The sequence below is a fragment of the Acinetobacter sp. ABJ_C5_2 genome (assembly GCF_044538485.1).
GTDB lineage: Bacteria > Pseudomonadota > Gammaproteobacteria > Pseudomonadales > Moraxellaceae > Acinetobacter > Acinetobacter nosocomialis_A.
On the sequence record NZ_JBIUCS010000024.1, the window covers coordinates 1 to 24,560 of the forward strand.

Annotated in this window: 23 protein-coding genes; 6 read left to right on the forward strand and 17 right to left on the reverse strand. The window is 36.3% G+C overall.

The window, feature by feature from the left end; all coding sequences use genetic code 11:
• The 9 genes from ACH8JV_RS15375 to tviB form a co-directional block, all read right to left on the reverse strand.
• Positions 1-926: EpsG family protein (locus ACH8JV_RS15375; RefSeq protein ID WP_396522229.1), on the reverse strand; the 926-nt coding region annotated here is incomplete at its 3' end.
• A gap of 118 nt (positions 927-1,044) precedes the next feature.
• Positions 1,045-2,118 carry a glycosyltransferase family 4 protein gene (locus tag ACH8JV_RS15380; protein WP_396522231.1) on the reverse strand — a complete coding sequence of 358 codons (1,074 nt, stop codon included), beginning with the start codon at positions 2,116-2,118 and terminating at the stop codon, positions 1,045-1,047.
• Entirely contained in the window at positions 2,118-2,987 is an 870-nt protein-coding gene (locus ACH8JV_RS15385) for a glycosyltransferase family 2 protein (RefSeq protein WP_396522233.1), read from the reverse strand. The genes ACH8JV_RS15380 and ACH8JV_RS15385 overlap by 1 nt, the downstream gene beginning before the upstream one ends.
• The gene (locus ACH8JV_RS15390; protein WP_396522235.1) at positions 2,984-4,243 is read right to left on the reverse strand and encodes an O-antigen translocase; all 1,260 of its coding nucleotides are present in this window, start codon (positions 4,241-4,243) and stop codon (positions 2,984-2,986) included. The genes ACH8JV_RS15385 and ACH8JV_RS15390 overlap by 4 nt, the downstream gene beginning before the upstream one ends.
• A 1-nt stretch (position 4,244) precedes the next feature.
• The gene (locus tag ACH8JV_RS15395; RefSeq protein WP_396522237.1) at positions 4,245-5,360 is read right to left on the reverse strand and encodes a DegT/DnrJ/EryC1/StrS family aminotransferase; all 1,116 of its coding nucleotides are present in this window, start codon (positions 5,358-5,360) and stop codon (positions 4,245-4,247) included.
• The gene (locus tag ACH8JV_RS15400) at positions 5,360-6,214 is read right to left on the reverse strand and encodes a WxcM-like domain-containing protein (RefSeq protein ID WP_396522239.1); all 855 of its coding nucleotides are present in this window, start codon (positions 6,212-6,214) and stop codon (positions 5,360-5,362) included. Before ACH8JV_RS15400 ends, ACH8JV_RS15395 begins: the two co-directional genes overlap by 1 nt.
• 1 nt (position 6,215) lies before the next feature.
• Entirely contained in the window at positions 6,216-7,088 is an 873-nt protein-coding gene (rfbA, locus tag ACH8JV_RS15405) for a glucose-1-phosphate thymidylyltransferase RfbA (RefSeq protein WP_086398840.1), read from the reverse strand.
• Positions 7,088-8,146 (reverse strand): dTDP-glucose 4,6-dehydratase, encoded by a 1,059-nt coding sequence (gene rfbB / locus ACH8JV_RS15410; protein ID WP_396522241.1) that lies wholly within the window; start codon positions 8,144-8,146, stop codon positions 7,088-7,090. The genes rfbA and rfbB overlap by 1 nt, the downstream gene beginning before the upstream one ends.
• Before the next feature lie 29 nt (positions 8,147-8,175).
• Positions 8,176-9,453 carry a Vi polysaccharide biosynthesis UDP-N-acetylglucosamine C-6 dehydrogenase TviB gene (gene tviB, locus ACH8JV_RS15415; protein ID WP_396522243.1) on the reverse strand — a complete coding sequence of 426 codons (1,278 nt, stop codon included), beginning with the start codon at positions 9,451-9,453 and terminating at the stop codon, positions 8,176-8,178.
• 162 nt (positions 9,454-9,615) lie between these two features.
• On the opposite strand from tviB, the gene ACH8JV_RS15420 reads away from it, so the two are divergent.
• From ACH8JV_RS15420 to ACH8JV_RS15440, 5 genes are all read left to right on the forward strand, one after another.
• On the forward strand, positions 9,616-10,758 hold the full coding sequence (locus tag ACH8JV_RS15420) for a polysaccharide biosynthesis/export family protein (protein ID WP_396522245.1): 1,143 nt from the start codon (positions 9,616-9,618) through the stop codon (positions 10,756-10,758).
• Position 10,759: 1 nt separating this feature from the next.
• Positions 10,760-11,188, forward strand: a complete 429-nt coding sequence (locus ACH8JV_RS15425; RefSeq protein ID WP_086398843.1) for a low molecular weight protein-tyrosine-phosphatase — start codon at positions 10,760-10,762, stop codon at positions 11,186-11,188.
• Between the two features lie 21 nt (positions 11,189-11,209).
• Positions 11,210-13,405, forward strand: a complete 2,196-nt coding sequence (locus ACH8JV_RS15430) for a polysaccharide biosynthesis tyrosine autokinase (protein WP_396522247.1) — start codon at positions 11,210-11,212, stop codon at positions 13,403-13,405.
• A 196-nt stretch (positions 13,406-13,601) separates the two neighbouring features.
• Positions 13,602-14,324, forward strand: a complete 723-nt coding sequence (locus tag ACH8JV_RS15435) for an FKBP-type peptidyl-prolyl cis-trans isomerase (protein ID WP_100192181.1) — start codon at positions 13,602-13,604, stop codon at positions 14,322-14,324.
• A gap of 49 nt (positions 14,325-14,373) precedes the next feature.
• A complete protein-coding gene (locus ACH8JV_RS15440; protein ID WP_396522249.1) occupies positions 14,374-15,069 on the forward strand; it encodes an FKBP-type peptidyl-prolyl cis-trans isomerase in 696 nt (231 codons plus the stop codon).
• Positions 15,070-15,116: 47 nt separating this feature from the next.
• Here the strand turns inward: ACH8JV_RS15440 and murJ are convergent, their stop codons facing one another.
• Complete coding sequence (gene murJ, locus ACH8JV_RS15445; protein WP_396522251.1) at positions 15,117-16,667, reverse strand: murein biosynthesis integral membrane protein MurJ; 1,551 nt, start codon at positions 16,665-16,667, stop codon at positions 15,117-15,119.
• Between the two features lie 72 nt (positions 16,668-16,739).
• A complete protein-coding gene (gene ampD / locus ACH8JV_RS15450) occupies positions 16,740-17,309 on the reverse strand; it encodes a 1,6-anhydro-N-acetylmuramyl-L-alanine amidase AmpD (protein WP_396522253.1) in 570 nt (189 codons plus the stop codon).
• Positions 17,310-17,480: 171 nt separating this feature from the next.
• On the opposite strand from ampD, the gene nadC reads away from it, so the two are divergent.
• Positions 17,481-18,326, forward strand: a complete 846-nt coding sequence (gene nadC, locus ACH8JV_RS15455; protein WP_396522255.1) for a carboxylating nicotinate-nucleotide diphosphorylase — start codon at positions 17,481-17,483, stop codon at positions 18,324-18,326.
• Here nadC and ACH8JV_RS15460 read toward each other — a convergent pair.
• The 6 genes from ACH8JV_RS15460 to ACH8JV_RS15485 all read right to left on the reverse strand — a co-directional run bounded on the left by ACH8JV_RS15460 (position 18,323) and on the right by ACH8JV_RS15485 (position 24,522).
• Positions 18,323-18,490 (reverse strand): hypothetical protein, encoded by a 168-nt coding sequence (locus tag ACH8JV_RS15460; RefSeq protein ID WP_396522257.1) that lies wholly within the window; start codon positions 18,488-18,490, stop codon positions 18,323-18,325. The two genes, nadC and ACH8JV_RS15460, sit on opposite strands and share 4 nt — an antisense overlap.
• 500 nt (positions 18,491-18,990) lie before the next feature.
• The gene (locus ACH8JV_RS15465) at positions 18,991-21,159 is read right to left on the reverse strand and encodes a phosphocholine-specific phospholipase C (protein ID WP_396522259.1); all 2,169 of its coding nucleotides are present in this window, start codon (positions 21,157-21,159) and stop codon (positions 18,991-18,993) included.
• 20 nt (positions 21,160-21,179) lie between these two features.
• Complete coding sequence (locus ACH8JV_RS15470; RefSeq protein ID WP_264653691.1) at positions 21,180-21,314, reverse strand: hypothetical protein; 135 nt, start codon at positions 21,312-21,314, stop codon at positions 21,180-21,182.
• 133 nt (positions 21,315-21,447) lie between these two features.
• Entirely contained in the window at positions 21,448-22,164 is a 717-nt protein-coding gene (gene rph / locus ACH8JV_RS15475) for a ribonuclease PH (protein WP_002120794.1), read from the reverse strand.
• A 159-nt stretch (positions 22,165-22,323) separates the two neighbouring features.
• The gene (locus tag ACH8JV_RS15480; RefSeq protein ID WP_396522278.1) at positions 22,324-23,466 is read right to left on the reverse strand and encodes a fatty acid desaturase family protein; all 1,143 of its coding nucleotides are present in this window, start codon (positions 23,464-23,466) and stop codon (positions 22,324-22,326) included.
• Between the two features lie 30 nt (positions 23,467-23,496).
• On the reverse strand, positions 23,497-24,522 hold the full coding sequence (locus tag ACH8JV_RS15485) for a ferredoxin reductase (protein WP_396522261.1): 1,026 nt from the start codon (positions 24,520-24,522) through the stop codon (positions 23,497-23,499).
• Positions 24,523-24,560 lie beyond the last annotated feature (38 nt).

Here is a 24,560-nt window from a genome sequence, read left to right on the forward strand (position 1 = left end):
CTATTATATTTTTTTAGAATATATGGAATTAAAAAAATACACATACTTGTAAAATAATATAATATTCGCTGTGGGCCAGATGGATCCGTACCTAAAAGAGCAATTGGAAACATCAAAGCCAATCCACATAAAAATATTTGTTCAAATTTATTAAAATAAATATTTTCACTTCTATTTTTTTTACTAGAAAAATATACAACTAAACCAATTAAAGAATAAAATAGTAATGTAATATATCCACCTGCTTGATCAACCTCTTGAGTATAGTGCTCATAACGCTTGTTCCCCTGAGCTAAATAACCTATTAAAACCTGACTAGCTAAAATAGAAATAATGAAACATGCTATCACCTTATATTCCAGTCTAAATCTTGCATTAACCAAAAGGTATATAGGAATCATTATTAAAGCAGAAATATGGAACATAGATGCAATAAAAACAACAGTAAAATATGGAATTATCCGTTTCTCCAACAGATAAGGTAATCCCAAAAAGCAAATTGACATTGCCAAGCCTTGCCTAAGACCATTAAAGAAAAAGGTATAAAAGCCAAAAGTAATAAATATAAATATCGAATAAAAATAATTAATAGAAAGTTTCTTAATAGTGATTAAATAGGATAAAACCACAACTATAGATGAAATAAGAAATAACCAAAAATAATTATCAGTGCAAGTCAATATGATATACTCAAGTAACTGATAACCCAACTCCATTCCATTATTAAAATCATAATACATTGAGTTTAAAGATCTTTCAAAATTATATGTATAGTTTACTGTATCCGTACCAACAGATGAGCTTCTTATACTTGCAAAAAATATTAGAAAAAGTGCTGGAAGCCAAAAAGCTTTTCGTCCCAAAGAAAAGCTTTCAACAAAAACAACACTTATTAATAAAACAAGTAATAAAATATACGGTAACATTTAAACCTCTATTTTCATGAGCATTAAAAATGCTAATAAAATATAACTTTTCGCATAAAATTTTAAAAATAAAAGGTATGCATAACCAGAATTAAAATAACCACTATTTCTCAGCCAACTAAACTTCCGAAATATTTAGAATATTTTTCCAAATATTTCCAATTTCATTTACACTATATTTATGAGAACTATTATATGCATTTTTAGACAAATTTGAATAATCCACTACATTCATTCTAAAAATCTCTACTAACTTTTCTGCATATAACTTTATATTATTCTCTTCACATAAAAAGCCATTGTAACCTTCTTCAATAATTTCTTTCGGGCCCGTATAACAATCCATAGCCAACAATGGAGTAGAAAAAGATAAAGCCTCAATTAATACTAACGGGAATGCTTCAGTTCTAGATGTCAAACAATAAACCTTAGCTTCTTTATAATAATTATCTATATTTTTTGTAAATTTTTTTATTTCAATACTATCACTTAAGTCATATTTTAAAATTAAAGATTTTAAATTAATATATTCTTCTCCTTCTCCTACAATTAGCAATCTAACATTATCTGGCAAATTTGGTTTTGCTATTTTCCATGCACTAATTAATAAGTCAAAACCTTTTTCATATCGCAATCTCCCAACAGCCAACACATTATAGTAGGGGGTTTTATCAATATGTCTTTCTACATAAAAAGATGAAGGATTCCTTATTACTACTATTTTATTCGGAATATTAAACTTTCGATTCCACTCATACTCATCCCTATTTGTCAAGACAATAATTTTATAAAAAAAATTACTAGCTAAATAGCGAGCAATTTTTCTTTTTCTATCTATTATCGAGTTATTAAAGCTATAATGCTCCCAACCAATACATTTAATCTTCAAACCCAAACTTGCAGGTATAACAATAAAAGATAATAAACTATCAACTATTATTAGGTAATCAATGTGTGTTTTTTTCAAAAAGTATCTTAACTCAAAAATCTTTTGGGCCAAATTTCTACTTTCTAAATATATTATTTTAATATTTTCATTGAAATCAAAAAATAATTCCTCCCCCTTAAACAAGCTAAAAATAAAAATCTGGCATTTAGGATCTTGACTTAACTCATTAGTGATTAATGAAGTAACTCGTTCTAGTCCACCACTTTCATCAATGTTATAGCAAATAAAGCCTATATTTTTCATTAAGAAAATACCTTACCAAATAATTTATACATAAAATATACTGGATTTAAAAAAAACATTTTAAAATAAACTTCTAGCTTATTAGTACGCCCAAGACTGACATACTCCATATTATTCAGCCACCTTACATTAAATATAGCCTCATTATAATACTTTGAATTTTCGAAGCAATTTAAGACATCAAAACGAGAATTATGCATCTTTTCTAATTGCTTAACTGTATTATCACTATGTTGTCTATATCTCGAATATATATTTGGATATACTGCTAATTTACCTATTTCAGCCATTTTAATCCACATATACCAATCTTCAATTATCATATCTTTTTTATATCCGCCAATTTTATTCACAACATCCAAACACATTAGCTGAGTTGGCGCATATATTATATGTTTGTGTAAAATAATATCTTTTAAGCAATAATATTTAATTGTATTGTTTTGAATTTTTTTAATTATATTATTATTTTCATCTATTAATTCCACTCCACCAAACAATGCTACTAAATCTGGATTTTCAGTCATGATTTTGACCTGATCTTTAATTTTACTATTGAAGATCATATCATCAGAAGCAATTGCCGAAAAATACTTACCTTTGCACCACTCTATAGCTTCATTTAATGTTGAAGATAACCCTTTGTTAGATCGACTTCTAAACTCGAAACGATTAAAGCGTTTTTCACATGTCGAAATCATTTGCTGAATTCTTTCTACAGAATTATCTTTAGAACCATCATCAATAATAATTAGTTCAATATTCTCATAAGTCTGATCAATAACACTCTGAATGCAGTCTTGAACAAACTTTCCATGGTTATAACAAGGTATAACTATAGATACTAAAGGTTGCTTTTCATCATTCATACTGTATCCCTTTCTTTTAAACTTTTAAAAACACAAACACTCATTACAAACCAATACATTGCATAGTTAATCAGATGAGCAATTGATACTCCTTCAAAACCAAAAAGATGAGTACACATATAAGTTAATAATATCGAAGTTATTGCAAATATAACTTCAGTAGTTATAAATAATTTCGTCATAGCTTTACTCAACATTAGATATGCAAGTATCCAGCTACCAATTTTTAAGGAGTCACCTATCATCTGCCAAAGAAACAAATCACGCATAGGTAAAAATGTTTTAGTAAATAGAATACCTATAATCCAGTCTCTAAGAAAATATACAGCTAGACTACCTATAACAGCAAAAGGAAATATATATTTATATCCTAAGTAAACTTCTGACTTGATTTCCTCAAGTCTTGATAATTCTGAAAGTCTAGGTAAATAATATACGCCCAATGTTGTGGTCACTAACATTAAATATGCTGCACTTAGACGTATCATTGCTTCCCAGTAACCAGCGTATGTTACCCCATACTCGTGTGTTAGGTAGCTTCGAATAACTATCTGAGAAAGTGGAACACAAATAGCACTAACCAAAGCCATAAAAGCAAAAGCTAAAAATTTTTTAGCAATAGTTTTATCTATTTTCCCAAATAGATAAGACAATTTAAACCAATCAGCTTTGTAACATAAAAATAAAGTTATTAAGAATGCTAAAGACTGATAAATTGAAAGAGCAACTAAAGCGCCATATAAACTATATTTTATTGCTAAAAGGCTTGTGACAGCTAAAGAAAAAATACTTCCTACAATATTTGCAATAACTAATCTTAAAACTTCTTTTTTTCCATTTAAAATGGCTAAAAAAAGTGCATTAAAGGTAAATAATGTTAGGAATACGGCAAACCAAACAAAAACCGTTTGATAAAGATCAGTATGAAAAATATAAATTGAAAGTTGTTTTTGAAAAATTAGAATAATTAATGAAAAAATTAAGCTAAAAAGTAAGACAATACTTCCCGCTGTTTTCCATATATTTCGTTGTTTGGTTTCATCTTCATAATACTCAGCCGTATATTTAATAACTGCAGTATTAATTGCACTACCGGCGAAGGTTGTCACCATTTGTATAAAATTTTGGAACTGCCCAATAGCCGCATAACCAGCTGGACCGACATAAATAGCTAAAATCTTATTTAAAATAAACATCGTGGCCGTTTTAATTAAAACAGCCACGCCATTTAGTACACTTGTTTTTAGTAAATTCATTTTAGACTTTAAAATTATTACAAATCTGAATTACTTTCTCAGCCTCTTCCACGCTTAGTGTAGGACCAATAGGTAAACTCATCACTTCAGCATGAATTTGTTCAGATACAGGATAACTTAAGTCATTCCATTCTTTATAAGCCTGTTGCTTATGAGGTGGGATAGGATAATGAATTAAAGTTTGCACACCTTGTTCAGCTAAGTACTTTTGTAAAGCCTCGCGATGCTCAGTACGAATCACAAATAAATGCCAAACGTGTTGCTGATACTCTTCAGCATTTTTCTGAGCTAAGGGTAATTGGATTAAAGGATTAACTATATGCTGCAAATATAATTGCGCAATTTTACGACGATGAGCTATTTCTTGATCTAAATATTTTAATTTAATATCTAGCATGGCAGCTTGAATTTCATCAAGACGACTATTTACGCCAGGTACTAAATTTTTATATTTTTCATGAGAACCATAATTACGAAGAGCACGTAACATTTGTGCAAGTTCTTCATTATTAGTGGTTACAGCACCAGCATCCCCTAATGCACCTAAATTTTTACCAGGATAAAAACTAAAACCAGAAGCATCTCCCCAGTTTCCAGCTTTTATTCCATTAATTTCAGCACTATGTGATTGAGCTGAATCTTCTAAAACAAGTAGATTATATTTATTAGCAATTGCCATGATTGCAGGCATTTCTGCTAATTGCCCATATAAATGAACAGGTAAGATTACTTTCGTTTTTGAAGTAATTGCAGCCTCAATCTTGCTTGGATCGATATTATAAGTATTAATATCCGGTTCAACTAAAACTGGAGTTAGGTTATTTGCAGTGATTGCTAAAATACTTGCAATGTATGTATTTGATGGGACGATTACTTCATCACCATCATTTAGTTTCCCCAACTCTTTCCATGCTCGAAGCGTAAGAATCAAGGCATCTAAACCATTTGCAACTCCAATTGCAAATTTTACTCCACAATACTCCGCAAAGTTTTTTTCAAATTGAGCTAGCTCATTTCCGCCTATGTACCAGCCAGAGTCTATGACACGAATACAAGCCTCAATGAGTTCTGCACGATATTGACTATTTATACTTTTTAAATCTAAGAAAGGAATCATTATTTCACATAGCCTTTAATAATTGCAGGATTTCCTACTACAATTGCATTTTCCGGAACATCTTTAGTTACTACTGCGCCTGCACCAACCAATGCATTTCGACCAATTCTTATGCCTGGTAAAATGGTAGCATTACCGCCAATACTTGCACCTTGTTCAACTATAGTTTTTAGAAACTCATCGGGATATTGCTTTGAACGAGGAGTCTTATCATTTGTAAAAGTAACGCTAGGGCCAACAAAAACGTTATCTTCTAATGTAATCCCATCCCATACATATACACCTGATTTAATTGTGACGTTATTACCAATTTGCACATCATTTTCAATCATAGTGTGCGCACAAATATTACAATTTTCGCCAATAACCGCTTGTGGGAAAATCACACTATATTGCCAAACTTTTGTTTTTTGACCAATGTTTTTAGATTTAACATCGGATAATGGATGAATATAAGGCTGATTTACTATACGCAGAAACTCATCGTAATTTCGAATATAATCTTGCTCTGTAAAGTGTTCACTTGCTAAAACCAGTAATACACAATCTTCTGAAAAATCATGCATTTCACGCCAGATCAACCCCTCAATAACTAAACCTTGGGTCGGGTTATCTAAAACAACTTCTTCTTTAGTAGAACCATTATCCAAAATAAATCTACAGCTACCTTTCAAACATATTGCAACTTGTTTTAAATCAATATGAGCATGAAAGCCACGCGGTTTTTGTGACGTATTAAAGATGTAATACAAACGTTTCACATCAAAAGGAATTGACTGATTAGATTCAATCGCAACTAAACCACCTCGTTCATCACCAAAACTCGGCAAGTCAATTAATTTTACAAGGCTCATGTTATTCGGTTACCAAAGAAATCAAATATTGACCATAATCATTCTTACTCATGCTTTGGCCGATTTCTAACACTTGAGCTTTCGTCAACCAACCATTATGAAGTGCAATTTCTTCAAGACAAGCCACTTTATAACCTTGACGTTTTTCAATAGTTTCAACAAACTGTGCTGCTTCAAGTAAGCTTGCATGTGTTCCTGTATCTAACCAGGCAAAACCGCGTCCAAGTAACTCAACATTGAGATCACCACGGTCTAGGTACATCTGGTTCACTGTCGTAATTTCAAGTTCACCACGATCTGATGGTTTTACGTGTTTTGCAATTTTCACTACATCATTATCGTAAAAATAAAGTCCCGTAACTGCAAAATTCGATTTTGGATGTTTTGGCTTTTCTTCTAATGATACTGCTCGTTTTTCCTCATCAAACTCAACAACACCAAAACGTTCAGGATCTTTGACTTGATAACCAAATACGGTTGCACCCTTTTGACGGGCCACAGCTTGGCGTAGCATTGGTGTAAAACCTTGACCATAGAAAATATTGTCGCCAAGTACTAAACAGACATTACTTTCGCCAATAAACTCTTCGCCAATAATAAATGCTTGAGCTAAACCATCCGGACTTGGTTGAATCGCATAACTTAATTCAACACCGAATTGTGAACCATCACCCAATAATCGCTTAAAGCCATCTATATCGTCTGGCGTACTGATAATAAGAACTTCACGAATACCAGCCAACATCAAAACAGACAATGGATAATAAACCATTGGCTTATCGTAAATTGGTAACAGTTGTTTTGAAACGCCTTTTGTGATCGGATACAAACGTGTCCCAGAACCACCTGCTAAAATTATACCTTTTGTACTCATTATGCACTTACACCTAATCTTTCTCTTTGGTAACTGCCATCTTGTACTCGGCGGCACCACTCTAAATTATTTAAATACCATTCAACAGTCTTTCTAATACCTGTTTCAAATGTTTCCTCAGGCTTCCAGCCTAAATCTTTTGCAATTTTTGAGGCGTCAATTGCATAACGTAAATCATGTCCTGGACGATCTTTTACGAAAGTGATTAATGTCTCATAAGGTTGATGATTATTTTGTGGTTTTAATTCATCTAAAATTTTACAAATTGTTTTCACAACTTCTATATTTTGTTTTTCATTATGACCACCGATATTATAGGTTTCTCCAAATTTACCTTCAGTCACAACTTTATATAAAGCTTTGGCATGATCTTCGACATACAACCAATCACGGATCTGATCACCTTTACCATAAATCGGTAAAGCCTTACCATCCAGCGCATTTAAGATCACCAATGGAATGAGCTTTTCTGGAAAGTGGTATGGACCGTAATTGTTTGAACAATTCGTTACTACAATTGGTAAACCATATGTTCTATGCCAAGCACGTACTAAATGATCAGAACTTGCTTTACTTGCTGAATACGGCGAACTTGGTGCATAAGATGTCGTTTCAGTGAATAAATCTGTTGTACCTTCTAAATCACCATAAACCTCATCTGTTGAAATATGATGAAATTTAAAAGAGGCTTTCTTTTCTTCATTTAATTGTAGCCAGTACTTACGTGCAACCTCTAATAATGTATAAGTGCCCACAATATTTGTTGTAATAAACTCAGCGGGACCATCAATAGAGCGATCAACATGTGACTCGGCTGCTAGATGCATCACAGCATCCGGTTGGAAAATTTTAAAAATTTCTGTTAAACGCTCACTATCACAAATATCAACTTGTGCAAATTGATATCGTGGATCCATATCAATTTCAGACAATGATTCTAAATTGCCTGCATATGTTAATTTATCTATATTTAATACTTCATCTTGAGTATTTTTTATAATATTTCTAATGACAGCAGAACCAATAAAACCTGCACCACCAGTGACTAAAATTTTCATAAAATTCCTATGCTAATAACTAGTAATTTTTACAGTCGAATATCACTTTGTTCTTTATCCAAAACATATTTTAAGTCATATAAAACATGTTTCTCTTTGCCTAGTGCAATGAGCTCCTGGCTCGACATTGCTTTAAACTGATCATGGGCAACAGCAATAACTATTGCATCATAATGATCTTGCTTTAATTCCGTAACCGGAGCTAAGCCATACTCGCCTTCAACTTCGGCACTATCCACCCAAGGATCGTAAATATCAAGATCTAAATCGTATTCCTTTAGTGCTTTCACCATATCTACAATTTTGGTGTTACGGATATCAGGGCAGTTTTCTTTAAAACTCAAACCTAAAATTAATATACGAGCACCTACTACTTGTATGCGCTGCTTTACCATTTCTTTGATCAATTGGGTTGCAACATATTCACCCATACGATCATTTAAACGACGAGCTGCCAAAATAATTTCTGGATGTAAACCAATTGACTCTGCTTTATGCGTTAAATAATACGGGTCAACACCAATACAATGACCCCCAACTAAACCAGGTCTAAAGTTTAAAAAATTCCATTTTGTACCTGCTGCCTTGAGTACATCTTCTGTATCGATACCCATTTTATTAAAAATCAGAGCCAACTCATTGATTAAAGCGATATTCACATCTCTTTGTGTATTTTCAATGACTTTAGCAGCCTCAGCAACTTTGATACTCGGGGCTTTATGTGTGCCCGCCTCAATAATTAAGTTATATACTTGATCAACATAGTCAGTGACCTCTGGAGTCGAACCTGAGGTAATTTTTAAAATATTAGTGACACGTCGTTGTTTATCACCAGGATTAATACGTTCCGGACTATAACCAACAAAGAAATCTTTATTAAAATTTAAACCCGAATGTTTTTCTAATTCAGGTATACATACCTCTTCTGTCGCACCAGGATAAACCGTTGACTCATAAACAACGACATCGCCTTTTTTTAGAACTTTAGCAATGCTTTGGGATGCTTTTATAAGCGGGGTCAGGTCTGGCTGTTTAAAGTCATCGATTGGTGTAGGTACAGTAACTATAAAAAAATTTGAATTTTTTAAATCATTGATATCTGCAGTGTATGAGAGATGTTCTACTTGTTTTAGCTCATCTGAAGTGACTTCTAATGTATGGTCATAGCCACTTTGTAACTCTCGTATCCGTTGCGGGTTTATATCAAAGCCTATTGTAGGTTTATGTTTACCAAATTCAACCGCTAAAGGCAGCCCAACATACCCTAAGCCGATAATTGATATTTTTAATTGTTCGAGTTGAAACATATATAAAACCTAACCATTTAGATCTAAATGGACAAACATCATGGATACGACCTACTACGATAATATAGCAGACTTTAAACAAAAATTTCTTGAAATATACAATCTGCGCTTAGCAAATAAAGTATGATTTGGGTTAATTATAGACTACAATCCAGTATCTTCATGCAACGTATCATTGGATTACAAACAATAAAGGGTTTGAATGTGAAGTATCAGAGCACATTATTATTTTTAGCCATTTCACTTTCGTTTACAGGATGTGCAGTCACCTCAGGCTTACAAACTTATGACTTACCTGAACAAGGAACATTTAAAACAAATCAGGGGGCTGAAGTCTCAGTTGTGCCTTTAACCCAAAATAATATTCCTAAGATTAGTTCTGAATCTTTGCGTCCGCAAGCAAATTTAAGTGCTTTATTTAATACCCCGTTTTATCAATACAGATTAAGTCCAGGAGATGTCTTATCTATTCAACTTTGGGCCTACCCTGAAATTACTCCTCCTATTCAAGGACCTTCTACAGATAGTAAAGCGTTTGGTTATCCAATTGACTCCACTGGTAATGTCCAACTGCCTCTTATTGGGGAAGTTCATGTTGCAGGTAAAACACTTTCTGAGACCAATAAATATTTACGCAATCAATTTGCTAAATATTTAAAAACACCTGATGTTGTAGCTCGAGTATTATCGTACCAAGCTAAGCGCTACTTTGTTAATGGTCAGGTCATGAAAAGTGGACAATATACTTTAGATGATCAACCTATCAGTATTTATACAGCCCTCAGTATGGCAGGTGGTGTAAATCAAGAATCGGGCGACAATACTGATATTCAGTTAATCCGAAATGGTCAAGTGTACAATTTAAATGCTGTTGCACTTGAGAAACAGGGATACTCGTTACATAAACTATTGATACAACCTAATGATACAATATATGTGAATACCAAAGAAAACCAAAAACTCTATGTCATGGGAGAGTCTAATAAAAGCTCAGCTATTCCATTACGAGATCAAGGTATGACTTTAAGTGATGTACTAGGTGAAAGCGAAGGAGTTAATCCCTACTCTGCAAGTGCTGCTCGTATTTACGTGATGCGTACAGATTTGCAAACCAAAAAATCAACAATTTATCAGCTCAATTTAAGTAGTCTTGGTAACCTTGCATTATCGAATCAATTCCAAATGCAAAAAAATGATATTGTTTATATTGATGCAACTGGCTTAACACGCTGGCAGCGAATCATGAATCAGATTGTACCTTTCTCAAGTGCACTTTATACCTTTGATCAATTGGGTAAAAACTAGCATGCAGTTACAAAACATCTTAGTGGTCTGTGTTGGCAATATTTGCCGCAGCCCAATGGCAGAGTACTTTTTAAAGGTCCAACATCCTACATTAAATATCTCATCTGCTGGTATTTCAGCCCTAGTAGGTCATACTGCAGATGACAAAGCTATTCATTGTATGGATCAGTTGAATATTGATATGCGACCACACTTGGCTCGTCAACTCACTGCTGAATTGATCAAACAAAATGATTTGATTTTGGTAATGAGCAATAATCAGCAAAAGCATATTGAACAAACTTGGCCATTTGCTAAGGGTAAAATTTTTAGACTTGGCCATTGGCAGGGACAAAATATACCTGACCCTTATCAGCACGACCAAGCTTTTTTTGATCAGACTTGCCGCAACATTCAAAGCTATGTGCAAGATTGGCACACTCAATTATAATTGTATATTAGTTGTAAATTTATGAACCAAAACTCTAAAACTAGCGAAGATAGCATCGATTTAAAAGAGTTATTCTTTTCATTGATTGCACAATGGAAAATTATAGCATGCTGCGTGGTATTAAGTTTAATTTGTGCCTTGCTATATTTACGTATAACACCAGATATCTATTCTGTAGATGCAATGGTTCAAGTTGAGGAAAGTAAAGGGGCTGCCTCAGCTGCATTACTGGGAGATCTTTCTAAAGTTAGTAGCGGCCTAACACAAAAATCACCAGCCGATCCAGAAATTGAAATTCTTCGTTCTCGAATGGTTTTAGGGCAAGTTATTCATAATCTTAATCTTGATATTAAAATTAAAGATAATCAATCCAGCTTCATTGGTAAACTTGTTTCGCAAGATAAAAGTAGATTTGAGTATCGCAATGATGCTGTAATTTACAATAATCAAAATAATAAATTGATTGTTCGACAACTCGAAGTTCCTGAATATTATTTAGATAAACCTCTAAAATTAGAATTTAAAGATACAAATCGATTTAATTTAATTTATAATAAGCAAATTGTATTTAGTGGCTTACTAAATCAAAAAAATAGACAAACTACAAACAAAGGACTATGGCAAGTTCAAATTACTACACAAGGTAATTTAAAAGATCACAATTATACTTTAACTAAACTCGCTCTTTTAACAGCTGTAAATCAATTTAATGCAATTTATAGTGTTGCTGAAAAAGGTAAAATGACCGGTGTTATTGGTTTAAGCTATTCAGGCCAAGATCCAGAACAGATTACTCAAGTACTAAATAATGTTTTAAATGTTTATCATAAACAAAATATTGAGCGAAAGTCTTTAGAATCCAAGCAAACGTTAGCTTTTCTTGAAAAACAGTTACCTGATCTTAGAAAACAGTTAGAGGATTCCGAGATCAAATTTAACCAGTTCCGAGAAAAGTACAAAACAGTCGATGTGAATGCTGAGTCAGAACTGTTACTTAAACAAAATATTGATCTAGAAAAGCTTAAGATTGAATTACAACAAAAGCAAGCTGAACTTTCTGCTAAATATACCAATGATCACCCATTAATCTTGCAAATTAATGCTCAAATTGCAGAGATTAATAAAAAGATTGCTGATCTTAACAATCGTTTGACGCAACTTCCGGAAACACAACGTTTATATTTACAACTTTATCGTGATGTAAAAGTAAATACCGAACTATATACATCTTTACTTAATTCTTATCAGCAGCTCAAGATCGCCAATGCTGGTGAAATTGGTAATGTCCGTATTATCGATACTGCAGTAGAACCAGTTAAACCTATTAAACCTCAAAAACTGATTATTTTAATTCTATCTATACTTGTCGGTGGATTTATCGGTGTATTAATTGCCTTATTACGTAATATAATGCGTAGTGGTGTTAAAGATTCTGCTCAAATCGAAAATGAATTAGATCTGCCAGTTTATGCAACTGTACCTCGTTCTCCGATTCAAGAAACTCGCATGAATATTCTAAAAAAGAAAAAGAGTATTCCTATCCTTGCTGTTAAAAGTAGCGATGATATTGCAATTGAGAGCTTACGTAGTATTCGCACAGCAATCCATTTCGCATTAACTACAGCAAAAAATAATATTATTATGATTGCTGGTCCATCGCCAGAGGTCGGTAAATCGTTTATTTCAACGAACCTGGCTACTATTTTTGCACAAGGGAATAAACGCGTATTATTAATTGATGCTGATATGCGTCGTGGCTATATGCATAAATATTTTGATATTGATGTCAAACCAGGTCTTTCTGAATTACTAAGTGGACAGTCTGCTTTACAACAAGTATTACATAAAACACAAGTTGCAAATCTTGATGTGATTACTCGAGGTAAGAGCCCAACCAATCCTTCAGAGATGTTGAGCTCTACACAATTTAAAGAATTACTTGAGCAGCTCCAGACTCAATATGACCATATCATTATTGATACGCCACCAGTGCTTGCAGTAACTGACGGTATTATTATTTCTCAATATACTGGCGTAAACTTAATTGTTGCCCGTTATATCAAGTCTCATATGAAAGAGCTTGAATTAACAGTTAATCGCTTTGAACAAGCTGGTGTTAAAGTGAATGGCTTTATCCTTAACGATATTCAACGCTCTAGTGGCGGTGGATATGGCTATAACTATGCCTATGCATATAAAGCACAAAAAGAAGATTAATTAAGAGTTTTCTTAAAAAACCGGATCAAATGATCCGGCTTTTTTTATTTGATTTTTTAAGTTTCGCCAAATTAAAACTAACTAAAATATATAAAAAAACCACTCGTTTTTTTTGTTAAACATTCTATGCTTAAGTCGAAGCATGCTAAGATCGAAGCAGCCTTTTAGACTCAAATGATTATTTTTGGAACCTTTTATGAGTAAAGCCTTACCCATTGCTGTCGCTGTAGTTTTAGGCGGTGCTGCACTTGTACCTGTATATTATGCAACTCAACATCCGACCACAGAAGTCGGACGTAAAGCAGACAAAAATGCTTCTCCAATTCAAAAAATCAGTTATGTTCTTGGTTATGAAGTTGCGCAACAAACTCCTCCAGAATTGGATACTAAAGCCTTTGTTCAAGGGATCCATGATGCTCGTGGCAAGCAGCCAAGTGCTTATACTCAAGAAGATTTAAAAGCAGCTGTTGCCGCTTATGAAAAAGAGTTACAACAAAAAATGCAGCACCCAGACAAATCAGAGCAAGCAGGTACAACTTCTGAATCTGCAGATGCACAATTCCTTACTGAAAACAAAACTAAAGCTGGGGTAAAAACCACTGCATCAGGCTTGCAATATATCATTACTAAAGAAGGTACTGGTAAGCAGCCAACAGCTCAGTCAGTTGTTAAAGTACATTATGAAGGTCGTTTAATTAACGGTCAGGTTTTTGATAGTTCTTATAAACGTGGTCAGCCAGTTGAGTTCCCTCTTAATCAGGTCATTCCAGGTTGGACTGAAGGTCTTCAACTCATGAAAGAAGGCGGAAAAGCGACTTTCTTTATCCCATCAAACCTTGCATATGGTCCACAAGAACTTCCAGGGATCCCAGCAAACAGTACACTGATTTTTGATGTAGAACTTATTTCAGTGAAATAATAACAATTCAGGAGAGTCGTTATACTCTCCTGTTTTTTTGGAAAATGGCATGAAAAAAATTAGTTTGTTTATTGCAGCATCAACAATGAGTTTATCTGTTCTTGCTGCCACACCGATAACAAATAAAAGTCCAGCAAAGGATCAGTTTAGCTATAGTTATGGCTATTTAATGGGTCGTAATAATACTGATGCATTAACAGATTTAAATCTTGATATCTTTTACCAAGGTCTTCAAGAAGGGGCACAGAAAAAAAATGCCCGCTTAACAGATGAAGAAATGGCGAAAGCAATTAATGAGTATAAGAAAACTTTAGAAGCGAAACAGCTCGTCGAGTTTCAAAAATTAGGTCAACAAAATGCTCAGGCTGGCGCTGCTTTCCTTGCAGAAAATGCTAAAAAGTCTGGTGTAATTACGACCAAATCAGGTTTGCAATATCAGGTATTAAAAGAAGGTTCTGGTAAAACACCTAAAGCCACCTCTCGTGTAAAAGTTAACTATGAAGGTCGTTTACTCGATGGGACTGTTTTTGATAGCTCAATTGCACGTAATCACCCTGTAGATTTCCAATTAAACCAAGTGATTGCAGGCTGGACAGAAGGCTTACAAACAATGAAAGAAGGCGGTAAAACCCGTTTCTTCATTCCGGCTAAACTTGCTTATGGTGAAGTAGGTGCTGGTGACAGTATCGGTCCAAATAGCACATTAATTTTTGATGTTGAATTACTACAAGTTTTGCCAAAATAAATTTTTTTAGTTAAAAAAAAGCGATCGTAAATGATCGCTTTTTTATTTTAGTGTTTTAAATCTCTTGGTCTAAAACCAGTAATCAGTAAGCCAATTAAGTAAGCGATTACGCCTACTATGCATAAACCTGCGACCTCAGCAATCCGGATCCATTGAGAAAGTTCACCGTTATACCAACTTAACCCAAACCAAAGCGCTGCAATCATGGCAAGATTTGCTAAACCATATTGAAGGACTAGTTTTTTCCAATGCGCGCCAAATCGGAAAATATTACGCTTGTGTAGATAGAAGTAGAGTAAACCAGCATTCACCAAAGCTGAACCAGAAGATGCCAGTGCAAGCGCCATATGCTCAGCCTGCCAATTGATCAGTTTAAAGAATCCAATGAATACAACGTTTAAAATTGCATTTGCAGCAACTGACATTAAACCCACACGGACCGGTGTTTTGGTATCTTGCTGTGCATAGAAGCCTGGTGCGAATACCTTAATGAGCATAAATGAAATTACACCAGCACTCATACATTGCAATGCAAGTGCTGTCATTTGCGTATCACGTAGGTCAAACTCACCACGTTGGAATAAAGCCTGAATAATCGGTGTGGAAAGCATAAACAAAGCAATACTTGCTGGTAAACCAACCAACACAATAACTTTTGCTGCCCAGTCGATCATTCCGCGGAACTTTTCTTGATCTTGCTCAGCATGGCGTGCTGAAAGTGAAGGTAAAATTACTGTACCAATCGCAACACCGATTAAACCTAACGGTAGCTCAGTCATACGCTCAGCACTGTATAGCCAAGATACCGAACCATCTTGCATGAAAGATGCCCAAATTGTATTTAACAATAGGTTAATCTGAGTCACAGACACACCAAATAATGCTGGAAGCATTAATTTTAAAATACGCTCTACACCCTCGTGTTTAAAATCAACTTTAGGTGGAATTAGTAAGTTTTTACGCCATAACTCAGGAATTTGTACGGCTAACTGTAAAATACCCGCTGCTACAACCGACCATCCTAATGCTTTAATAGGCTCAGCCATATACGGCGTAAGCCACCATGCACCTGCAATCATTGCTACATTGAGCAATACAGGTGAAAAAGCTGGGGAAGCAAAAGAACCATAACTGTTTAAGATACTGCTGGCAAAAGCAGTCAATGACATAAACATTAAATATGGAATAGTCAGACGGAACATGCTGACCGCTAAATCGAACTTTTCAGGGTCATTATGGAACCCTGGCGCATACATATAGATGATTGCTGGTGCTAAGACCATAGCCACGAAAGTGAGTAAGGTCATGACCGTGAGCAAGCAACCAAATACCCGGCTAATCAGGATTTGAACTTCAGCATGTGCTCGGCCTGTTTTATATTCGGTTAGTACCGGAATAAAAGCCTGTGAAAAAGCCCCTTCGGCAAACAACCTTCGAAAGAAGTTGGGAATACGAAAAGCAACGACAAAGGTATCGAAATCTTTACCCGCACCAAACACGTTGAGCAATACGACATCTCGTACTAAGCCCAATACCCGTGACAACATCGTCATCGCACTGACAATAAAAGTCGATCGCCACAATGCCATCGTACTCACCTACAGCTATATTCGAAAGTCGCTATTGTAATGAAACTAGAAAATCTTTTCGTTGTGAAATGATGAATGAACTCAAGTTTTTTTCTGTGCTAACAGTTGTCTAAAGTGTTGCCATTTAAAATAAGGCCCCGGATCAGTTTTTCGGCCCGGTGCAATGTCCGAATGCCCTGCAATATGATTTTTAATTTCAGGATAAGCCTGATGAATAGCGGTAACTACATCGGTTAGTACGCTGTACTGTACTTCCTCAAAAGGCAAGTCATCACTTCCTTCAAGTTCTATTCCAATTGAATAATCATTGCATTCAACTTTAGCTAAATAGCTCGAACGTCCTGCATGCCATGCACGATCATTAAAGTTAACAAACTGTAGGACTTCACCTGTTCGTAAAATTAACAGGTGCGTAGAGACTTGCATACCTTCAATAGTCTGAAAATAGGGATGTACGGACCAATCTAATTTATTTTGGAAAAACTGCTCAATATAGCCTCCCCCAAATTGAGATGGTGGCAAGCTAATATTATGAACCACAATCATTTGAATTTCGGTACCAGTCGGACGCTGGTTAAAATTTGGAGAAGGAACTTGTCTCGCCCCTTTTAATTGTCCATCTATAACTTCATACGGTGTGATTTGCTTCATTGAAATGCCAATAAATTGCTTGCCAATTGTTTTAGTTTAAAACAGTTATGTGCTTTTCAAAGTAGTCAGCACGATTGTTTATCGCGATTAAACGAATAAAACAGCTTATTTTTAAAGTCGACGGTGCTAATATATCGCAAGTTTTAGGGTCATCGACAAAATGGAAACCGTATGAGCATACCTCAGTCTTTGCTTGAACAGTCAATTCAAATCAATATTCAACAAGCATTACAAGAAGATATTGGGGACGGTGACATTACCGCCATGCTCACGCCAGAAGATGAACAGGCAACTGCAACCATCATTAGCCGTGAAGATATGGTTTTAGCTGGACAACCGTGGGTAAATGCACTCATCTCAGCTTACGACAACACTGTACAGGTGACTTGGTTAAAACAAGAAGGTGACCGTGTTGCTGCAAATGAAGCATTTTTAAAGCTTGCAGGTTCTGCACGTAGTTTACTGACAGTAGAGCGCCCGGCTTTGAACTTTATTCAAACTTTGTCTGCTGTTGCAACAAAAACTGCTGAATATGTTCAGCATCTTGAAGGTTTAAATACAAAACTTCTCGATACACGTAAAACTTTACCGGGTTTGCGTATTGCACAAAAATATGCGGTTGGTATTGGCGGCGGACAAAACCATCGTCTTGGTTTATTTGATGCGTTTTTAATTAAAGAAAACCATATTATGGCAGCTGGTGGTATTGCTCAAGCAATTGCAAAAGCACACCAAATTGCGCCAGGCAAACCTGTTGAAGTCGAAGTTGAAACTTGGGACGAGCTTAACCAAGCGCTTGAAGCTGGTGCGGACATTGTTATGCTCGACAACTTTAGTCAGCAACAAATGATTGATGCCGTAAAACATGTGGCTGGACGTTGTAAACTTGAAGCTTCTGGCAATATCACCATTGAAAACTTACGCGAAGTAGCGACGACTGGTGTCGACTATATTTCTATGGGCGTATTGACTAAAGACGTCAAAGCCGTTGATTTATCAATGCGTTTTAATGCTTAAATAAAATCCACATCATTCTTGGTATTTTTTTGCGACTTGGTCATGTCTGCTGCTTGTGTTTTTTGCCATGCTGACTGAGTCGCTTGTGCCCCACTATCCCTTGGATCGGCAGCCATTAAAACAAATGTAACGACCGTTAAGAAAACTAAAAATACCTGTAACATTGCCATTCCTGTAGTTTTATATTTAATCGTTAAACTAGCGGTCTAACGTGAGTTAAATGCGGAGAGAATGTAAAAAACTACAATCCTACGTGATGTTTTGTTGACATGATTCTCACAGAGTTTTCTTTTCAGGCGAGTTATGTCGACCTACAATACATTCTATTCAATAACTTAGAATAAAAGTGTTGGTCTACTATGGAAGCAATATTTGACTTTTTTTTTCATATTATTGTTGTCATTTGTCGTTTCATTCTTATGAACATTATTCTAGAAATCATTGTAGAAATTGTCTTTCGTAGCACAGGCTATGTGATTGTTCGATGTTATCGTTATGGGCAATCGGTAGATTTTGATAGTACCGAGGTGGTTCTCGTTGGTTTTTTCGCTCTGCTGGTGCTTATTCTGCTCAGTATCTACTGCTTTTTACGATGAAAATTGCACCCATTAAAAACGGCTAAACATTACACTTTAGCCGTTTCTTGAATTATCAGATCTAAATCTTACAATTCAATCGTACCCATATAAGGATCAGAAATTGAATCTTCTTGAGTTTCTATACGTCCTGCAAAACGGCGACTAAACGTTGCATCATCAGCTAATGTCACCGTAAAGTCATACCAACCACCAAATTCAGACATATCCCAAACCAATTCTTTTTCGGAACTGTTGGTTTCTATATTCCATGTTTTATTTGGAAGATACGCATTTGCTTTGACAGTGAGTTTGTCTGACTTATTACCATCGTGACGAACCTTTAAATATAAATTCGCATCACACTCTTCCACACATACTCTAATTTCTGGTAATGCTTGAGTTTGGTTGGCTTGATTTAGATCTCCTTTAAACGCGCGATGGAAACCATTTGGTCCAAGTACCCATAAATCATACTGTCCATTTGTGGTATTCCACACGTCATCAAGCTGTTTACCCGCCTCAACCATATAGCGGCGTGGAATTGCTACAAGATCTAATCGGTTATACACATGAAACACTGCTGCCTGTTTACCCGTATTAGAGAACATCAGCTTAACCGTTTTTTGAGTGGCATCGACTTTGGCACTGGTGTGCAAAATATATGGCAAAGCACGTGATGGTCGAATCCCCATTTCCTGCTGAGGAAATTGCTGCTGGCTCGGAACAGGAACTTGTGGCAATAAAGCTTGAGCAACACGAATCGCATCGGCTTCAGCTTTTGTTTTCTTCCCATCTAGTTCAGCAACAGGCAAAAGGTTCGGTGTTTTAAAATTAAATGCTGTCGTTAAATCACCACATACAGCACGGCGGTATGGGCTAATGTTTGGTTCTTGCACACCAAAACGTTTTTCCAAGAACTGTAAAATAGAAGTATGATCAAAGACTTGAGAATTTACCCATCCTCCACGGCTCCACGGCGAAATCACATACATCGGAACACGTACACCTGGCCCGTATACTCGACCATCTGGTTTAGGTTGCGATTTGGAGGTCGCTACTGCTGGATGATTAAAGTACTCATAAGATACTTGCTGATCACTTAACGTGGTTTTTCCATATACGACACCGTTTAAATCTTTAGACGGTGCACTTGGTGAAGGAACATGGTCAAAGAAACCGTCATTTTCATCGAAGTTCACCAATAAAACCGTTTGACTCCATACTTGAGGGTTTTCAGTTAAAGCATTTAATACTTCCTGAATATACCAAGCGCCCTGTACAGGACTCGATGGTCCGGGATGCTCACTGTAGGTCGCTGGAGCAACTAACCAACTCACTTGTGGTAATTTACCTTGCGCAATATCAGCTTTAAAAGTTCCTAGAAAACCACCATCTGGCATGGTATTGGCAATACCTTTGTAAAGTGGTTGAGTCGCGTCAATCTTTTCATCGTATGCTGGGCATGTTGGGGTGTCATTACTGACAGGTTGACCAGATTGCTCATTTGCACGGCGATATTGCTTGAAACCAGCTAAAGGGTTATCGGTAAAGTTATCTGGCATGTTTTGATAAACTTTCCATGTCACGCCAGCCTGCTGTAAACGCTCGGGATACGTCGTCCATTCATAACCTTCTGTTGATGGCCCAATTCCATCAAATTCATTGACCACACTCGCGACACCAGCGCCTGTCGGGCCATTCGTTCCAGTCCAGATAAACTTGCGGTTTGGGTTAGTTCCCGCATGCATGGCACAGTGGTAGGCATCACAAATGGTAAAGGCATTGGCTAAGGCAAATTGATATTCGACTTCTTGTTTTTTGTAGTAGCCCATCGACTGCGGTTTTTTGTAGGCTACCCAATCACTCATACGACCATTGTCCCAAGCTGCTTGGCCATCAGACCATGAGTGAGGAGTGCCTGAAACTCGCTGAGCATTTCCTAAACGGCTATCTAAATGATAAGGCAATACTTTATTTTTCTTGGCGTCGTATTGCTCCCAAACTTTGCGGCTTTCTGTCATTGGAATGGTAAAGCGGTCACCAAAACCACGCACACCTTTTAATGTTCCAAAGTAATTATCGAAAGAACGGTTTTCCTGAGTCAAAATCACGATGTGCTTAACATCTTGAATAGTTCCACTTTCAACTTTGGCATCAATTGCCAGCGCTTTTTGAATACTCAGCGGGAAACTCGCCAGAGCAGCGGTCCCAAACATAGTTTTTGTAGAATTTAAAAGAAATTCGCGACGATTCATTTTTTCATCCTTAATTTTTATTATGGTGCACAGTGCATTTTGCAATTGCTGGTTGGCGGTGTTGTTGGCGATGAATTATCTGAGTTGTTGTCATCGTTACAAGCACTGAGCATAAGCGCTAAAGATGTAATGAATAAAAGTGAAAGTTTTCGCATTAGTTTTTTCCAAACGGTTTAAATGCGAACTACTAATAAAGCGTAAAAGTGACAGGCAAGTGATGTTTTTATGTCGATTTGATGAAGGCATAAAAAAACGCATCCGAAGATGCGTTTTTTAGATAACTTGAAATTACCAGCCTAAAGCTTCTTGTTGCTTTTTAATAAGCTCGGCAATTCCTTTTTCTGCCATTTCTAGCATGGCATTACTTTGTGCACGAGTAAACGGTTTATCTTCGGCTGTACCTTGAATTTCAATAAACTCACCCGCTTGTGTCATCACGACGTTTAAGTCAGTTTGACAGTTCGAATCTTCTTCATAGCAAAGATCAAGAAGTACTTCATCTTGATACATACCTACAGAAATTGCAGCAACCAACCCTTTAAGCGGATCATGCTTAATTTTCTTTTGAGACAATAGAACATTCATCGCATCAACCAATGCTACAGCAGCACCAGTGATTGAAGCAGTACGCGTACCACCATCAGCCTGAATGACATCACAGTCGATAGTAATCGTGTTTTCACCAAGCTTTTTCAAATCAACCATCGCACGTAAGCTACGGCCAATCAAACGTTGGATTTCTTGAGTACGACCTGTTTGTTTGCCACGAGCCGCTTCACGGTCACAACGTGAATGGGTTGAACGCGGTAACATGCCATATTCTGCCGTTACCCAGCCTTGGCCTTGGCCTTTTAAAAAGCGTGGCACTGAGTTATCAATGCTTGCAGTACAAAGGACTTTGGTGTGACCAAATTCGACCAGCACAGAACCTTCAGCATAACGGGTGTAGTTTCGTGTAATTTTCACTTCACGTAATTGGTCTAATGCACGTTGGTCAATACGCATAATCCTTCCTAACTTCTCTTAAATACAAACTTGGACATAGTATAGCAAAGGATTTTGACAGGTTGAGTTTATTCCCTACTTTGAAATGTAAGTCTGCAAGTTTCATAACTCAAAAATAAAAATAGCCCCTAAAAAGGAGCTATTTTGGATTAACTGAGATTACGCAAATTTGAATTTTGCTTTTAATTTTTCTAATGTCTGCATGACTTTTCCTGTGGTGTGGTTTGGCAGTGAACATTTTGCTAAACGTACCCATACACTCCAGAACTGGCGCATAAAGTTCGCTTCGTTGTAATTAATGCCATATTCTGCACAGAGGGCCTTAATTTTCGGGGCTACTTCTTTATAGCGGTTGGCAGGCATATCTGGGAATAAATGGTGTTCAATTTGATGGCTTAAGTTACCACTCAGAAAATGAAGCCATTCTGTCCCACTAAAATTACTTGAACCACGAATCTGGCGTAAATACCACTCTGCCTTAGTTTCAGTATCTGTATTGTCTGGTTCAAACGTTTCTGCATCTTCAGTAAAGTGGCCATTAAAGATCACAGCAGATGACCACAAGTTACGAATAATATTGGCAACTACATTTCCTGCAAAAACTGGTAAAAACATAGGACCAGAGATCACAGGGAAAAACACATAATCTTTTAAAACTTGGCGCGTTGCTTTTTTACGCACTTTAGCCGAATCTTTCCAAACCTGTTTCCAGCTCTTGGTTTTATAAACTAATGCATCTTCAAGATGTAAGTTTTGTACACCTACATACCATTCAAAGAAAAACATTAACTGTAGGCCGAGCGGAATATTAAACAGGTGGCGAGGTTCCCACTTCTGTTGGTCACTTACTCGCAAAATGCCATAACCCACATCATGGTCTTTACCTACAATATTGGTATAAGTGTGGTGCACGTAGTTATGTGTTTCACGCCAGTCATCACCCGATGCAATGGTATCCCAATCATAGGTATTACCGTTCAGACTTGGTTCATTTAACCAGTCAAACTGACCATGCATAACGTTATGACCAAGTTCCATGTTTTCTACAATTTTAGAAATACCTAGTAAGCCTGTTCCCAATAACCAGACAGGTGGAATCCAGCCACCAAACATCAACATGCCACGCGATGCGATTTCGGTATAGCGAACAAAATTACGCACTTTATAGATATATTTTGCGTCTTGTTCACCAAGACTTTGCATCACTTCTTGACGAATCTGTTCAACACGGCGACCAAACTCTTCAGTCTGTTCAGGTGTTAAATGAGCAGATTTAGAAACGGTAGAAAACTCTAATACCATATTCATAGGGTTAATCCTCTGTAATTCTTTTTATAGATCAATCGTGACTGGGCTTAATGCCTGGCTCACGCATAGTTTAATTGGACGGTTCGGTTGATCTTCAATTTCACCAGTTAACAGGTTTTGAGTAACTCCACTCACTTTGGTACAGCTGCATTTATTGCAGACACCCATACGACAACCATGTTGCGGACGTAGTCCTGCTTGCTCTGCACTGCTCAATAAATTCGTTTCAGCTAAAAATTCGTGTTGGGCACGGCGGAAAATAACAGGCTGTGCGATATGAGTTCCTGTCACTTGAAGTGGTTGGAAATATTCTTGGTGAAGCTGCGATTGAGCACCTTTTTGGGCATAAATTTCATTTGCCTGCTGCATCATGCCGTGATGACCACAAACATACGTTGCTGTTTGCTCAAAGTCAGGAACCAGCTTTTGCAGTAAACTTTCAGTTAAATGCTGTTTTTGCTCGGTGGTATTAAAAAAATGATACTGAAGCTGTGGGTACTGCTCTGCCAAAGCTTTTAATTCAGCATGAAAAATTTCCGCACGATTAAAATAAATGACATGAATTTGTTCAAGCTGCTGTTTCAAAGCTTGCTGCAAGAGTGAATAAATTGCAGTAATGCCACTTCCTGAAGCAATAAAAATCGCAGGCTGCTGGCCTTGATGCAAAGTGAAATCACCTTGTGGCTGTGAAATCTCAACACACTCGCCTACATGTAATAGTTGAGCTGCACGAGACACCAAGCCTTGTACTTTAATACCTAAAGCAATTTCACCTTGTGTGGTTACTTCAATAATCGAGTAACTACGCTGTTGGTAAACGCCATCGATAAGTAACGTCAATAGAATGCTTTGTCCCGCACGTACCTGATCGAAATTAAAATTACGATTCGGTTTAAGCTTGATCAGCACCATATCGGTATGAAGTGGCTGAACGGCGGTAACTTCTGCAAGTACCCTTTTCCAAGCCCAAGACACGTTAATTTTTTGCAAAATAAAATCAACGAAATCTTCTCGAACCCAATGCGGTTGATAGTTAAGTGTTGCGTTCATACGTTCCTCTTTTGTTTCTGGCTATTTATTTGAGTGAA